The organism is Achromobacter spanius, assembly GCF_002966795.1.
GTDB lineage: Bacteria > Pseudomonadota > Gammaproteobacteria > Burkholderiales > Burkholderiaceae_B > Achromobacter > Achromobacter spanius_D.
This window is the reverse complement of the sequence record NZ_CP023270.1, coordinates 2,942,347-2,957,803: the sequence shown is the minus strand read 5'-3', so window position 1 is coordinate 2,957,803 and position 15,457 is coordinate 2,942,347. Positions and strand designations below refer to the sequence as shown.

The following is a 15,457-nucleotide window of genomic DNA, read 5'->3' as shown; positions in this document are numbered from 1 at the left end:
GAAGTGAGCACCGTGAAGAAGCTGCCCGGCCTTGCGGCCGGCATCAAGGACAGACTCATCCAGCAAGCGCTGGAGCGCAAGCTGCGCCAAGCCGCCGAGCCCGGCGGGCCCGCCTTGGCGCGCCCCGCCGAGAAGAAGGCCGAGATCCCGGAGGAACACTATCGGTTCCACCTGCATCCCGGCTATCAGCAACTGCGCATCATCAACGATGGCGCCAGCCGCCTGGGCGTGAAGAACCCGTTCTTCAAACTGCACGAAGGCACCGCCGGCGCACGCACGCAGATCGATGGCAACGGCTACATCAACTACGCCAGCTACAACTACCTGAACATGTCCGGCGACCCGGACGTGATCGCCGCAGCCAAGGCCGCCATCGATCGCTACGGCACGTCGGTATCCGCCAGCCGCCTGGTCTCCGGTGAACGCCCCGTGCACCGCGAACTGGAAGCCGAACTCGCGGCGCTTTATGGCGTGGACGACGCGATCACCTTCGTCAGCGGCCACGCCACCAACGTCTCCACGATCGGCTACCTGTTCGGCCCGCGCGACCTTGTCCTGCACGACGAACTGATCCACAACAGCGTCCTGCAAGGAATTCAGCTGTCAGGCGCCCGCCGCCTGCCCTTCCGCCACAACGACTGGGAAGCGCTAGACGCCATCCTGCGGGATCAACGGCACCAGTTCGAACGCGTGCTGATCGTGCTGGAAGGCATCTACAGCATGGACGGGGATTACCCGGACCTGCCCCGTTTCGTCGAAGTCAAACAACGCCATCGCGCCTTCCTGATGGTGGATGAAGCGCATTCGCTTGGCGTGATGGGCGCGCGCGGCTATGGCATCCGTGAGCATTTCGGAATGGACGGCAAGGACGTCGATATCTGGATGGGCACGCTGAGCAAGACGCTGGCTGGGTGCGGCGGGTATATCGCGGGTGAAACGGCGCTGGTCGAGCATTTGAAGTTTTTGGCGCCGGGATTTTTGTACAGCGTGGGCATGCCGCCGACGGTGGCGGCGGCGTCACTGGCGGCGTTGCGACGGATGAAGGAACTGCCGGATCGCGTGGCGACGCTGCAGGCGCGGGGGAAGTTTTTTCTGGAGCAGGCGAAGGCGGCGGGGATTGATACCGGGACGAGTACCGGGTTGGCGGTGGTCCCGGCGATTACGGGGAGCTCGTTGAAGGCGACGCGATTGTCTGCTGAATTGTTCAAGCAAGGGATCAACGTGCAACCGATCCTGTATCCGGCGGTGCCGGAGAAATCTGCGCGGTTGAGGTTTTTCATTTCCTGTATGCATACGGAAGCGCAAATTCAAGAAACGATCCGGGTGTTGTCGTCCGCATTGCGCTGAATTATTCACATCACCATGTCGTTCTCCACGTTTTCCCGCCAACTCGCTCGACTGCCTTATCTCGACACGTTCCTGGGGCACCGCGTGACGCATCTGAGCGTAGGCCACTTTTTTGGTGTGCGCAAATTGAGTGCTTTGTATGGATGGGGCCTTCGACCCTCCACCCGTCTCCCGCGCCGACTCGCCAATCAATTTGGCGTCCCATTCATAAACCTGGAGGACGGCTTTCTTCGCTCGTATGCACCTGGAAGAGACTTTCCGCCAGTGTCGCTGGTATTAGATCGTCAAGGAATCTACTACGCAGCTGATCGACCTTCGGACTTAGAAGCGTTACTGGAATCCGATTCGGACATTCTGCGAGGGCCGGGAACCGACCACGCAATGGCGCTGGAGCGCATTCTGGCGGAGGGCCTCAGCAAGTACAACCACGCGCCAGATATCGATTCACTCCCAGGCCGTGCGAGCGGGCCGCGCATCCTGATCATCGACCAGACTCGCGGCGACGCCAGCGTCAAGTATGGATTGGCCAACGCCCATTCATTCAACGAAATGGTCGAGGCCGCAAGACGAGACAACCCAGGGGCTACGTTCTACATAAAAACTCATCCTGAGGTGAGCAGCGGCGCCAAAAGTGGATATCTTTCAGAGCTTGCAAGCGACGAACGTTGCACCATGCTCCGAGATCCGATATCGCCTGCCAGCCTCCTTAAACATGTCGACAAGGTCTATACCGTCACGTCGCATTTGGGATTCGAAGCTTTGCTGCGAGGTCTGCCAGTCCACTGCTTCGGGCTTCCCTGGTATGCAGGTTGGGGTTGCACGCACGACGCGCTTATATGTGAGCGACGCACAAAACGTCGTACTGTGAATGAATTGTTCGCTGCGGCATACATGCACTACACCCGCTATCTCGATCCAACCACCGGCCTTATTGGCTCGATCTTCGATGCCATCGAATGGCTCGCGCACCAGCGACGCTCACATCACCGTCATTCCGGCCGCACCATTGCGATCGGATACCGCCGCTGGAAAGCGGAAAACGTCGAACCTTTTCTCCGATTCAACGGTAAGGCACCGAATTTTGTTAAAGATGCTACCGCTGCGGCCGCGCTAAAGCCCTCGCCTGCCGATCATCTGGTTGTGTGGGGCACGGATGCGCCACCGCCGGTAAAAGTCTTGGCGCAGGCCAGTGGCGCGCAGTTGCTGCGCATGGAAGATGGCTTTGTGCGCTCCGTGGGACTGGGATCCGACTTCGTTCCTCCGAGCGCCCTCGTCTTGGACGGTCAAGGACTGTATTTTGACCCGAGACAAGCCAGCGACTTGGAAGACATGCTGAACGTGCGGGAGTTCACCGATGAGGATCGCAAACGATCGCGCTTAGTCCGGGAAATGATCGTCGCCAATGGCATCACGAAGTACAACGTAGAACCTGACGAGATCCCATCGTGGAGCGATCCTGATCGTTATACGATTTTGGTGCCCGGCCAAGTTGAGGACGACGCATCGGTACGCTATGGTTCTCAGCACGTGCAGACCAACTTGCAGCTCCTGCGCGCGGTAAGGCTCGCTGCTCCAGCGGCTTACATCGTCTACAAGCCTCATCCCGATGTCATGGCTAACAACCGCATCGGTCGTCTCCACCGAAGCGCGGCTTTGGCATTTGCTAATACCATCGAGTCAAAATCTTCGATCGTTAGTTGCATCGAAGCATGCGACGAGGTCCATACGATAACCTCCTTGAGCGGCTTTGATGCGCTTCTGCGCGGTAAGTCCGTAACTACGTACGGAACGCCATTCTATGCTGGATGGGGCCTCACCACAGATCGAATGGCCGCCGCTCGCCGCCAAAGAAAACTCACGCTAGACGATCTAGTTGCGGGAGCTTTGTTGCATTACCCGATTTATTTTGATAGATGCCTAAATGGTTATACCACCTGCGAGGCGACACTACGTTATCTGATTAAGGCTCGCAAGCTCCAATCGCGCTATGGTGTGCATGCACCATCCCGACAGTCACATTGGAAAAGGCAGTGGAAAAAGATCGCAATTTGGATCCGCGCCGGATTCACGGTGACGCGATGAACTATACGCAGCGCTTTCTGTTTTTACAGGGTGTTCGCTCTCCGTTTTTTCGACGTCTGGGCCGTGCCCTCCGCAAGTCGGGCCATTACGTTCGTAAAGTCAACTTTACGGTCGGAGACACTCTATACTGGCGTTCTGAAAATGCAGTGTCCTACCGCGGAACAATGGACAGACTCGACGCCTTTTATCAGTGCGAGTTTGACCAACACTCCATCACCGACATCGTGCTATTCGGTGATTGCCGGCCCGTACATAGACCTGCCATTGAGCTAGCGAAACGACGAGATATACAAGTTCACGTCTACGAAGAAGGCTATTTCCGGCCGTTTTGGGTCACGTTGCAACAGGGTGGCGTCAACGCAAATTCGTCCCTGCCACGTGATCCGGATTGGTATAGACAGAAGGCCAAAACTCTACCGCATTACGATAATGGCGAAGCGTTCTCGGCGCCCTTCTGGCTTCGAGCTGCCTACGATGTCGGATACAACTTCTGGGCAGGCCTTAATCCAATATTACATCCCGGCGTGAAGAGCCATGTGCCTTATGCTCCTGCGACGGAATATTTGGGATATGTGTCGCGGGGAATTCGAGTCAAATGCCTTGCGCGCAAGTCCAGACGTATTGAAGAAAAGCTAATCGCCGAAGCTGAAAAACATCCATTCTTCCTTTTGCCGCTCCAGCTCGATTCGGACGCGCAAATTTTGCACCATTCCCCATTTCAAAGCATGACGCATGCCGTTAAAACCGTCTTAGAATCGTTTGCTACAAAAGCTCCCGAACATAGTCGACTCGCGGTAAAAATTCATCCGCTTGATCCTGGAATGGTCAATTACGAAAAATATGTCCGTGAAAGCGCAAAGGCCTACGGAATTTCTGATCGAGTGTTCTATCTTGAAAGCGGTAACCTGCCCGCATTGTTAAGCGCAACACGGGGCGTTGTTACAGTCAATAGCACGGTGGGTAGTTCGTCATTGATCCATGGCTGCCCTACCAAAGTTTTGGGTTGGGCAATATACGACCTAGTTGGCCTTACGTTTCAAGGGCCACTCGATTCATTCTGGAAAGAAGGTTTGCCGCCCGATGGAAAGCTCTTCCATAATTTTCGAAACGCCGTAATCAATCTTACCCAAATTAATGGTGGATTCTACTCAAGTTCGGCTATAGAAAAAGCTATTCGTCATAGCCTACCACGTCTGCTCCGAGCTAGCGTATTGGACAAGGATTCAGCACACATATCTGCGCCAATTCCTCAAATGGAATTTGACTCAATAGCACAAGATAAGAAGAAATGAAGATAGCTCTAATTGCCGATTCTCTGACCAGTTGCTGCTTTAACGAACGCTATCGTATCTCACCCATTACCCCATGGAACTATCGCTGGATGCTGCGTTACGGAAAGCCTGACATTCTCTTCGTTGAGTCTGCCTGGCAAGGTACGCGGGATCGCTGGAAATATAAGGTCGCCTCATATCCCGACCACCCCAAACGAAGCAACGCGGCACTGCGTAGGGTCGTGGACTATGCCCGTGACCTGGGTATTCCCACCGTGTTCTGGAACAAAGAGGATGCAGTCCACTTCGACCGTTTCATCGACAGTGCGTGTCTGTTCGACCATATTTTCACCGTCGACGAGAACTGTATTCCCCTTTACATCTCAGCGACCAAAGGCCGGGCCACAGTAGCAACCTTGCCGTTTGCTGTAGAACGAAAATTTCATTACTTTAGAGGCTTTGACTTCCGGATCCGCGGTGCCAATTTCGTGGGTAGCTACAGTCGTCACATTCATACTCGTCGGCGTGCGTGGCAAGAAATGATGTTTACTGCATGCAGAGAATCTGGCATGCCGCTCACAGTATATGACCGAAACTCTAATCGTCATTCGACAAATTACCGCTACCCCGCCCATACCGGTTTAATCGTCAGCCCAGCTGTTCCTTACAGTGCGACAGCAGAGATCTACCGTCAGCATTTGATCTCACTAAACGTCAACACCGTCGAAGACTCTCCAACTATGTACTCCCGTCGCCTTGTCGAGATTCTCGCATGCGGGGGCATTGCGATAACAAATCCCAGTTTGGCCGTAAGCAAATACTTCCAGGACTTTTGCCATATCGTTCAGGACATCGATGACTGTCAGGAAATCATTAAACGTCTTCTTCAGTATGGGCCTAGCAAGAGAGATAAGGAGCGTGCGAGAGCCGGTGCAGAAGAAGTCGAAAAACGACACTCGTGGGATGTGCGCTTCGAAATTATTAAAACCACGGTCGGCCTTTGAACAGATCAAATTGCCATTAAACATAAATAATTTTTATATAAAGCATGGACCAAATTAGCTTTACTGGTTTTCACATGGACGACTCCGGGACGATTAATTTATTCTGGGAAAATTCGGAAACCTTAAATGGCGTTTTTAAAGAACGGAACCTGCAAATAAAGTTCGACGGAGCTGCCAAAATCGATGCAGATATAGCGCTGTATATGTTTTGCAGCGTGATCATACCGTGCTATGCGACGTTGTATAAACATCCAATTTCCGTAACTTTTAACTATAAATCCAATGAAAGCATTCCAGCACAAGTCTTAAAGTACTTCGATATATCCAACTTTTCAGTTCACATAGGTACAACTGAGAGTCCTTCATTTCAGTTCGGACGTCCTGGCGCTATGACGCACGCACTTTTCTACGGCGGAGGCAAAGACTCCTCACTATCTGCAGCAATTCATGCGGATTTGTATGGTGCCGAGAACACGACATTATTCCGACTTGTGTGGGATGCCGATTTAGCAAACCTGCCGCGCAAAAAAAAGATAATCTCCGAACATCTTGCAACCCTGAAGGCTAAAGGGTTCGACATTCGCTTCGTTGAAAGCAACTTCCATGGAATTATCGAAAGCAGAGAAATTGGAAAGTCCGCAAATTTCGCTCTCTACCCTGGGTTGATGGCACCAGCGCTCGCAGCGGGAAAATACGTCCAAGCTGCGCACGGGTATGATGGCAGTGAGTTTCACTTCGGCAATGACTCGACAAAAAGAGCACGCTTCGCTCTGGTCAGGCCGGCAGCTGTCAATGCCTATGCAAGCGTTACCGGCTTAGCGCTAAAACGCGCCTTCAGTGTGCGAAATTTTAACTATGGAATAGGGCCGGTCCCCGCGTTTAAGCTGCTCTCCTCCACCTACCCGGAGTACTTTTCGAATATTTATATGTGCGAAAGGTTGGGAGGAAAATGGTGCTTGAAATGCCGAAAATGCTTTACGTACGCGCTCGCGTGTTTGGCCAATCAAGAGGAATGCGACTTCAACCTTGGATATTACTTTGAGAATTCAAAATATGTACAAGATCTCGTGACTGAAGTGGAGTCCGCCTTTGGCGAAGCCATTGCGCAGACCCCGCCCCAAGTGGACAAGTTCGCACATAAAAACCACACTTGCGCCATCATAGAACTTGCCAGTCAGATCGATCCAACTTATGCAAGGCAGAAGCTATGGCATAAGAGATATCGCAATTCCTTCCTCAATCTCGTGCGTATCATTGAGCCATTTCACTACTACGACTACCCAGATCACTCAAAATTCTGGCTGCGCGCATTTGAGGAGGACCAATACTCTTCCGGAATCGCCATCGAGGAACAGCAGCGAGAAAAACGCATTCTCCTCGATCGTTGCGCGCAGGCAAATGTCGAAGTTAGTTACGCATATGAATTTACGGGAGTCAATACCGGGAGGGTTGTTTCGTATCGGTATGGCGATGCGGATAAACAAACGGAATGCCTTTAGAGACATCCCGGGAACACGGTTTAACACCGCGTGAAAGCCGACCTGAGGACGCTGCTAACGGCCAGAATCGTTTTAAACAAACGATTCACCTTGTAGGTAGCACACAATTTTTAATAATTGATTCATCCACACTCTTACAAAGTGGCGATGACCTAGAGCGAACCTCGCTTAGCATGCACACTACCTAAGCCCCTTGAGCATCAGCATATGTAGTAAAAGAAGCTCGCCGGTATTCTGAGTGGTGAAACTTAACCGCCCACTTGCGACACGGCGAGCCCGCTGATCATAAACCAATTTCCCCGCAATACCAAGATGCGCAAATCAAAGACTATCAATAATAGCTAAGTACCGGAGGGTTGTTTCCTTATTGGGAGGGGAATGTCCCAACAGATGATCCTCATACAGCAGCACATTAAGAGATTTGACCTCGCTCCGTTTCGCACTCTCTATATTAACCACATAATAGTCATTTTTATTGAGCTGCTTCAGAAACAACTTTAGATGAAGCTCGTAGTGTCTTTCATCCATAGTATTCTGAATTATGAAAATCCGACCGCTTCGATGCGCCGAGGGCACCTCAACCACAATCCGATCCCGATAGCGTGTGGCGCTTTCGGCCAGCGACTGTCTCCGATAACACGCAAGCATCATGCGCTCATAATGGCTTTGCACATAATTAAACAAGAAGATTTGGGGATTTATAGCGACGAACCGCGCATCCGGAAATCTGCTCGCCAGCTTGAGCGCGACAAAACCTCCAGCTGAAGAGCCTAGGACAGTCATCCGTGAGGGATCAAATCTGTTCTCTTTGAGCAACGAATCTATCAGCTCAGCAAGCAGATCTATCGCAAAAGCATTTTCATTTCCCTGAAACCAACCAATAGAAATATCATTCTCGTGCAAAATTGTGGGGTCAGAGAATGAAATGACATTAGTGCCAAGCTCTTTCGCCCAACTATGGCGCTGAAAATCAACTAGGCCCTTTTCACGATTTATTGCCCCCGGTAGCAGCACGGTAAGATCATGGGCTCGTGAGATATTGGCGTAAAAATGAAACTTCAGTCCATTTCTTTCAATGGTGTATGTTGCCGGCCCTACTTTTAGCTCGAATGAATCCTCATCGATTGTGAAGTGTGGGACCCCCTTGAGCATCCTCGATGCAGCTTTCTTATCGTCCGGTATTGAGCGATCATCAACGCCTCGGGAGACGAAAGTTTCCAAGCCATTTGTGCCGGCGTCCGAACCCTCTGCACATACATCGGCAGAAAACGAAAAACCATTGGATACAAAATCTTGGACCTCAATGTGCTCCTTTTCGCCCAGTGCCAGTGTCGTAACGATCGAACGTTGTTTATCAACTGCGGAAAATCCGATTGCCCACGCGGGATCAAACTTATAGTCTTTCTCCGACACAAAGCCGTTGATATCGACATCGTCACCGTGATACCCACTCACCTCTAAATCGTTGTCCAGGCATTGAATTATCACAGATCGATTTTTATCGGCCGCGACAACTTTATTTCCCGAAATCGACTTTACGTCAAAGCCCGCCGCTAGATGGAACCACTGCGTAAATTTTCTGGCGCGTTGAAAGGCGAGATCGTCGTAAACAGCAACCCACCGCCCGGGGCAAAAGTAGATCTGCCGACTATGCTTGATTGCCGGGTACTCGAGGGATGCAGAAAGACAATACACATTTTTCGCCACTTTCTTGATATCCCGTACTGCCGATCCATACGGTTTTATCTTGATTATGTCGAAGTTCTCTATTTCAACAGAATTATGCGCTCTAGCGCTCAAAAAGTAATTTCTGTACTTGTCGCTTTTATATCCATATTTCCCACCGTCACAAACTATACGATCGCCGCGATCGAACCAGTCGAACGACATGCAGTCACGATGCTTATGCGACTTCGAGTGATAGGCCGCCGTCAAAAACAACATGGATGCGACGTCGGACTTTTCCTTCCATGGAGAACGAACGACCGCGTAGCCACTGTCATGGAAATCGCTGATCACGACCTCGTCATTGTGGTTATCGTGCGGCTGCAATAAGAACGTTGCCGTTTGCTGGGGGGTGAGGATGGAATCACCGACACAAATCGGTCGCGTAAGCGGGTCTACTAGCCAGCGCTTCCGTTCCAACGCCTTCGAAATCCGAGCTGAAATAATTTCGCTATCTTTATACCAACCTGCCTGGATAACCGCTTCAAAAGTCGAGCAAACATAAAAATGGTAATGGGGAGAATGCTCCAAATGGATTCCATTTTCGCCAAACTGACTTCGGACCAATTCCTCCATTTTTCGAATGCCATAAGACAAGATCTCGTCTTTTCTGTCGACCTTGTCAAGCAGTTGGACTAAGGCGACCAACCCTTGAATCTGAAAAATCCCATGGTTGTTAAGACTAAAGATTTTTTCCTGACTCAGGTGGCGAAGGTGCTTTTGACCAACTATTTGAAGAAAAGCTAGATCCGCTTCGGGCACGGATATCTTGTAAAACGAAATCCTATCAATAAAAAAAGCAATAACGAGAGCCCGAAATCCGACGGACATGTCATACCACGCATAACTGTCGGGCATTCTGCTTGTCTTTATATCCTCGGGATCCTCACCATATACAGAATACCAATCACGCGAGAGCTCAAAAAAAATTCGAACCAACTCTTCTTTATCGCCAAATTGATCGAACATATTCATCACGGCGTGAAAGTAGGTCCAGCCCTGAAGTTGCATCCTCCAGTTTCTATCCTCTAAACGATCCGACGCCTCCCAATTAACGGGGCATTTCAAGAAGAAAGGCTCGCAGTCGTTCCGCGGCTTGAAAAGCTTTCGTTTTACTATAAGTTCGGCGTTATCATCGTAAGCGCCATAGGGAAAAATTCTATGCAAGAACGAGGCGAGCGGTATCATGCGTTATTTAACCCCTGTGACATTATTTATTGCAGATCTTTTTATATATTGAATGCACGATGCGAGCAGAATTACTCCAATCTCTGTGCTTCATAACCCAGGCACGGCCGGCGTCTCCTAGGCTGGATCTCAACGATTGATCGTTGATTAAAAGCTTCAGTTTTTCTGCCAGATCTTCGTAGCTTCCCTTTTGAAAAACCAACCCGTTTGAGCCGTGTTCAATAATTTCTGTCAACGCTGCGCAACTCGAAACCAGTACTGCCTTACCGCAAGCCAGCGCTTCAAATGGTTTGAGCGGCGAGACAATTTCGCATACCTGGAACGGTTCCCGGGGAAAAGGAGTTATATCAACGAGCGAGTAATATCTATTTACAAGGGCATGCGGCACGCGCCCCGTAAATATCACGTTTCGCGTTATGCCGAGTGAAACCGCCAAATCTTTCAAGCCTGGTAACACGGCACCGTCACCAACGATCAGAATCTTGAAATGGTCCATCCCGTCATCTAACAGCTTTTTGCCAGCTCGCAGAAGGTCATACAACCCTTCGTAATTCACGACGGAACCTATGTATCCGATCACGACATCCGCGGGAGCGATATTGAGCTGTGCGACAAGTTCCTCGTCCCTTTTACTCGAAGGAGTGAATAACTCCACATGCACACAATTAGGGACCACAGAGATCTTTTCGCGGTCGACGCCGCGCTCGACCATTACATCCTTTAGAGCTTCAGTAATCGTTATAACATGGTCGGCGTGACGGCATGCCTCAGCCTCCATTTTTGCCATAAACTTGCAGTAATCGGAATGCTCCCAGTTATGTTGGCGCGACATTCGCGTAACTTCCCAAAGCCCACGAACTTCATATACAGACGGTATACCTAATCGACGAGCGGCTACGCTCGCCGCGAGCCCATTTGGATAGTTCGACGCTGCGTGAATAAGGCGAACTCGTTGCTCACGGCCTCGCTGCTCCAGTTCTTTGGCGAATACTTCGACATATTCCTCCAGCGTCAAGCTGCTCTTTCGAATCGACTGATCCGCGCGATAATATTCCACGCCATCCACAGAATCACTCCGAGGAACAACCGGAGGAAGTGGCTGGCTTATATACTTTTTATGATCGGAGGGATAACCAGGCCGAGAAAACCCCGCCGGATCAAAATCACCTAAATTCTTTATGCCGGTCAATAAACCATGCGTGCGGGTCGCATAGCCCCCGGAGTTGTATGGCAAAGAGTTATGTAGAAGATAAAAAACCCGGGAACTGGGTTCGTAGTCGCAGTTTTCCGCAACGGTCGGCATATCGAACCCATGTTCGAAATTGCGAATGTCTGCGACAACTCTACGGGATGCATGCTTCCATCCAAAAGGTGGATCTTCGTTCACCTCTTCAATAAAATCTCGAAGCAAGTATAGACATCCTTGCTCCACCAGCATTGCACGCACTTTGTTCGCCAGCTCGAAGTCGGGCATCAATCGATAAGAACACCAACCAATCATGGGTGCGATGGGTGCGTTGGTTTCCGCGTAGTGCCCGAATGCCGTGCACAAAAGTAAATACCGTTGCACTGAAGAGAGCTTGCCATATTCTTGGCTAACGAGACTGAGCACCTCGTGTAAAGAAAAGTCGGCCGCCGTACGATTGGGACTACGCGCAACCAAAACGCCGATTTTCTCAACGAGATTTGCAGCTTCGGCTATCGAAATGTCCGAGACGCGTTCGATTGTTGCGCCTGCAAGGAGGATAGCATTCGCACCGCCTTTCGCATGAATCTCTAGCTTTAATGCCCGAGTCTCCGCTGGGACGGGAAGAAAAAAATGAAATCGCTGACCGAGTGCAGTTCCAGGAAGGTACTTGTACTTTCCATATTTCGCTGAATCGGAAAACCCTATAAGCGTTTCCCCCGATACAATCTTCTTCTTATTGCTATCGAACATGTTGACTGCAAGAATAGCGGCTCTTGCGACGTCATTTTCCTGCGTTAAGATCCTACCAGATATTATAAAACCTTCATTTGGATCGGTTCGCTCCATGTTGAAGACAATTTTTCTGTTGTTCAAGATGCGATCGGCTGCGTTTAACCGCACAATCGATATGCGCCTGCGTCTCGATAGCAAAAAAGCGCGAATGGTTTTTTTTAGTTTTCTAATCAAGAACACGACGAACTCCTGCATCCTTCAAAATTAAAATAGGGGGTCACCCCCCTATTTCGGCTTTTCATAATCAACAAATTTAGCTTAGCCAAATACCCTTGGTATCAACGAGAATTTGGTCATCTCTAAAGTCGGGCTTAAACTCCAAGAACTCGGAGTGATCGACCAGCATCACAAGAACATCACACTCTTCGCATGCCGTCTGAACGTCATGCAGTTTCACTCCCAAATCCTTCAATCGGCTTGGAAGTTCGGTGATATTTGGCTCGACCGCTGTTACTTGTCCACGGTACTCTTTGGCGAGCGTAATAACGATATCCAGCGACGGACTCTCCCTCAAGTCGTCAATGTTGGGCTTGAACGCTAAGCCAAAGAACCCGATCTTAACTGCAGTTTGTTCAATACCGTGCCGGGAGGCGAAGCCTCGTACTGCCTCAACAACTTTGTTTTCCACCCAGCGCGGCTTGGCATTATTGGTCTCTCGAGCTTGCCGAATCAATTTTGCCGCTTCTGGGGCACTATGTACAATGAACCACGGATCGACGGCAATACAATGACCGCCCACCCCAGGGCCAGGCTGCAAAATGTTAACGCGAGGATGATGATTTGCGAGCTTGATCAATTCCCAAACGTTAATATCGAGCCGATCACAAATTAACGACAATTCATTTGCAAATGCAATGTTCGCATCGCGGAAAGCGTTTTCAGTGAGCTTGCTCATCTCAGCAGTTCTCGCGTCGGTAACCAACAATTCGCCAGCCACGAACACCCGATATACCTCAACTGCTCGTTGACTGCAGGCCGCCGTCACCCCACCAATAATGCGATCATTCTGCACAAGCTCTCGCACCACATGTCCGGGCAAGACACGTTCAGGGCAGTAAGCAACATTCACATCGGGATCGGCCACGCTGGAAGTGGGGAACCGAAGATCAGGGCGCGCTTCCGCCAGCCAACCTATCATTTGTTCAGTGGTTCCGACCGGAGATGTCGACTCTAAAATAATGACGTCACCTTTCTTGAGGACTGGTGCAATCGACATAGTCGCGGCCCGAATGTAGCTCAGGTCCGGTTCATAATCTTTTTTGAATGGAGTAGGCACCGCGATCACGAACGCGTCCGCGGGCTCCGGGATGCTGGTCGCTCGAAGGTAACCTTCGGTGACCGCAGCATGGACAAGAAGGTCAAGCTCCGGTTCAACGATGTGAATCTTTCCGCTGTTGATTGTATCAATTGCGTCTTGGTTCACATCGATGCCGATAACCTTCACTTTGCGAGAAGCAAACATCGCGGCGGCGGGTAAACCAATATAGCCAAGGCCAACAACCGAAACAGATTTTACATTTGTAGTTTGCATAAAACGCCTATTTCCAATTTCTTAGAACGCTAATTATTTTTTCGCAGGCGCTGCCGTCGCCGTAGGGATTATGAGCGTTGCTCATCAATGAATAATCCGTTCCATTTTCTAAAAGCAACTTCGCCTGTTTGACTATTTCTTCGCTCTTAGTTCCCACGAGACGGACTGTTCCGGCTTCAACCCCTTCAGGTCGCTCGGTGGTATTCCGCATGACGAGTACTGGCTTTCCAAGCGAAGGAGCTTCTTCCTGGATTCCACCGGAATCAGTCATAATTAGATAGGACCGACTCATTAGATAGACAAACGGTACATATTCAAGAGGTTCTATCAGGTGGACGTTGGACAGCCCACTCAGTAAGCGATTCACCGGCTCGCGAACGTTTGGGTTCAGGTGCACAGGATAGACAAAATCGACGTCTGGATACTCAGCTGCCAACTCAGCAATTGCGCGACATATGTCGTCAAAACCACGGCCAAAGTTTTCCCGTCGATGCCCCGTAATCAGCACCAACCGAGACTCGTCCCTGAGAAAGGAAAACTGCCTCCGGGTAAATGTTTGTAAGGGTGCATCGCTTTCGAGCTTGCGATTAACCCAGAGCAACGCGTCAATTACAGTATTCCCGGTGACGTGGATGGCGGATTGCGCGACTCCTTCTGAGAGCAGATTGGCTCGCGAACCCACGGTTGGGCAAAAATGCAAGCTCGCAAGCGCGCCTGTCAGCTTCCTATTCGCCTCTTCTGGCCAAGGTGATTGCAGATCTCCGGTGCGCAGTCCTGCCTCCACGTGAGCCACGGGGACTTTGCTGTAGAACGCAGCCAGACTGGCACAAAGAGTTGTTGAAGTGTCGCCGTGGACCAGGACCAAATCAGGCTGGTACTCGTCCATCACTGGGGAAAGAGTCGTAAGGATATTTGCTGTTATGTCTGCCAAAGTCTGGCCTGGCTTCATGACATTTAAATCGAAGTCTGGCACGATACCAAAAAGGCTGAGGACTTGATCAAGCATTTGACGATGCTGAGCAGTTACGCAGACCTTACTTTCAAAGCCCTTCTCTCGTTCAAGCAACTTGACCAGGGGAGCCATTTTTATGGCCTCGGGCCTAGTCCCAAATACAGTCAACAGCTTCACCAAGAACCTCCTTCAGTATCTGCAAAAATGCTAGCCCGCTTCATAAGCGGCAATTCCTTGTTCGACATTTTCAAATTGAAGAACGCGGCCGTCCTTCACCAACAAGATTAAGTCGCACATTCTCCGGACTTGGCTCATTCCGTGTGTGACTAGGATTATGTTTGCCCTGCCTGTTCGCTCGCGAAACGCTTGAACAGCTTTTTCTCGAAAATGAGCATCTCCAACCGACATTGCTTCATCAACAAGGTAGTAATCAAAATCGATTGCAAGGCTGAGCCCGAACGCGACGCGCGCCCGCATACCCGACGAATACGTTTTTACAGGTTGATCAAAGTAGCTACCAATTTCGGCGAATTCTTCTACATAACGCACAAGACGAGACATTGTTTCGCCTTCGGCCCCATGCACACGGCACACGAACTTCACATTCTGGCGGCCGGTCATCGACCCTTGGAAACCGCCCGATAACCCGACCGGCCATGAGATGCTTTTCTCTGTCTCCACCTTGCCGCTATCAGGCATATCGAGACCGCCCAACAACCGCATTAAAGTAGATTTTCCGGCCCCATTCTTCCCAATCAGCGCGATGTTCTTGTCCGAGGGGATCACTAAATTCAGATCCCTGAACACGTAGCGCCTGCCGGCATTAGTTCGATACGACTTCGTTAGGTTTTTCAACTCGATCATGTTGTTATAGACA

Annotated in this window: 10 protein-coding genes; 5 read left to right on the top strand and 5 right to left on the bottom strand. The window is 50.6% G+C overall.

Annotated features, from left to right (window positions below; translation table 11 throughout):
- Positions 1 to 12: 12 nt before the first annotated feature.
- The 5 genes from CLM73_RS13255 (at position 13) to CLM73_RS28905 (ending at position 7,203) form a co-directional block, all read left to right on the top strand.
- Positions 13 to 1,347 (top strand): aminotransferase class I/II-fold pyridoxal phosphate-dependent enzyme, encoded by a 1,335-nt coding sequence (locus CLM73_RS13255; RefSeq protein ID WP_418904940.1) that lies wholly within the window; start codon positions 13 to 15, stop codon positions 1,345 to 1,347.
- 15 nt (positions 1,348 to 1,362) lie between these two features.
- Positions 1,363 to 3,429: a capsular polysaccharide biosynthesis protein gene (locus CLM73_RS13250; protein ID WP_105238823.1), complete on the top strand. Its 2,067-nt coding sequence runs from the start codon at positions 1,363 to 1,365 to the stop codon at positions 3,427 to 3,429.
- Complete coding sequence (locus tag CLM73_RS13245; RefSeq protein WP_234015868.1) at positions 3,378 to 4,721, top strand: capsule biosynthesis protein; 1,344 nt, start codon at positions 3,378 to 3,380, stop codon at positions 4,719 to 4,721. Before CLM73_RS13250 ends, CLM73_RS13245 begins: the two co-directional genes overlap by 52 nt.
- The gene (locus CLM73_RS13240; protein WP_105238822.1) at positions 4,718 to 5,704 is read left to right on the top strand and encodes a CgeB family protein; all 987 of its coding nucleotides are present in this window, start codon (positions 4,718 to 4,720) and stop codon (positions 5,702 to 5,704) included. The genes CLM73_RS13245 and CLM73_RS13240 overlap by 4 nt, the downstream gene beginning before the upstream one ends.
- 74 nt (positions 5,705 to 5,778) lie before the next feature.
- The gene (locus CLM73_RS28905) at positions 5,779 to 7,203 is read left to right on the top strand and encodes a hypothetical protein (protein ID WP_158685857.1); all 1,425 of its coding nucleotides are present in this window, start codon (positions 5,779 to 5,781) and stop codon (positions 7,201 to 7,203) included.
- 321 nt (positions 7,204 to 7,524) lie between these two features.
- Here the strand turns inward: CLM73_RS28905 and CLM73_RS13230 are convergent, their stop codons facing one another.
- The 5 genes from CLM73_RS13230 to CLM73_RS13210 form a co-directional block, all read right to left on the bottom strand.
- Entirely contained in the window at positions 7,525 to 10,116 is a 2,592-nt protein-coding gene (locus tag CLM73_RS13230) for a YqiA/YcfP family alpha/beta fold hydrolase (RefSeq protein WP_105238820.1), read from the bottom strand.
- Positions 10,117 to 10,138: 22 nt separating this feature from the next.
- Positions 10,139 to 12,277, bottom strand: a complete 2,139-nt coding sequence (locus tag CLM73_RS13225; RefSeq protein WP_158685856.1) for a glycosyltransferase — start codon at positions 12,275 to 12,277, stop codon at positions 10,139 to 10,141.
- A gap of 73 nt (positions 12,278 to 12,350) precedes the next feature.
- A complete protein-coding gene (gene wecC / locus CLM73_RS13220; RefSeq protein ID WP_105238818.1) occupies positions 12,351 to 13,628 on the bottom strand; it encodes a UDP-N-acetyl-D-mannosamine dehydrogenase in 1,278 nt (425 codons plus the stop codon).
- A 7-nt stretch (positions 13,629 to 13,635) separates the two neighbouring features.
- Positions 13,636 to 14,760 (bottom strand): non-hydrolyzing UDP-N-acetylglucosamine 2-epimerase, encoded by a 1,125-nt coding sequence (gene wecB / locus CLM73_RS13215; protein WP_199778294.1) that lies wholly within the window; start codon positions 14,758 to 14,760, stop codon positions 13,636 to 13,638.
- Positions 14,761 to 14,787: 27 nt separating this feature from the next.
- A complete protein-coding gene (locus CLM73_RS13210; protein ID WP_105238817.1) occupies positions 14,788 to 15,444 on the bottom strand; it encodes an ABC transporter ATP-binding protein in 657 nt (218 codons plus the stop codon).
- Between the last annotated feature and the right edge of the window lie 13 nt (positions 15,445 to 15,457).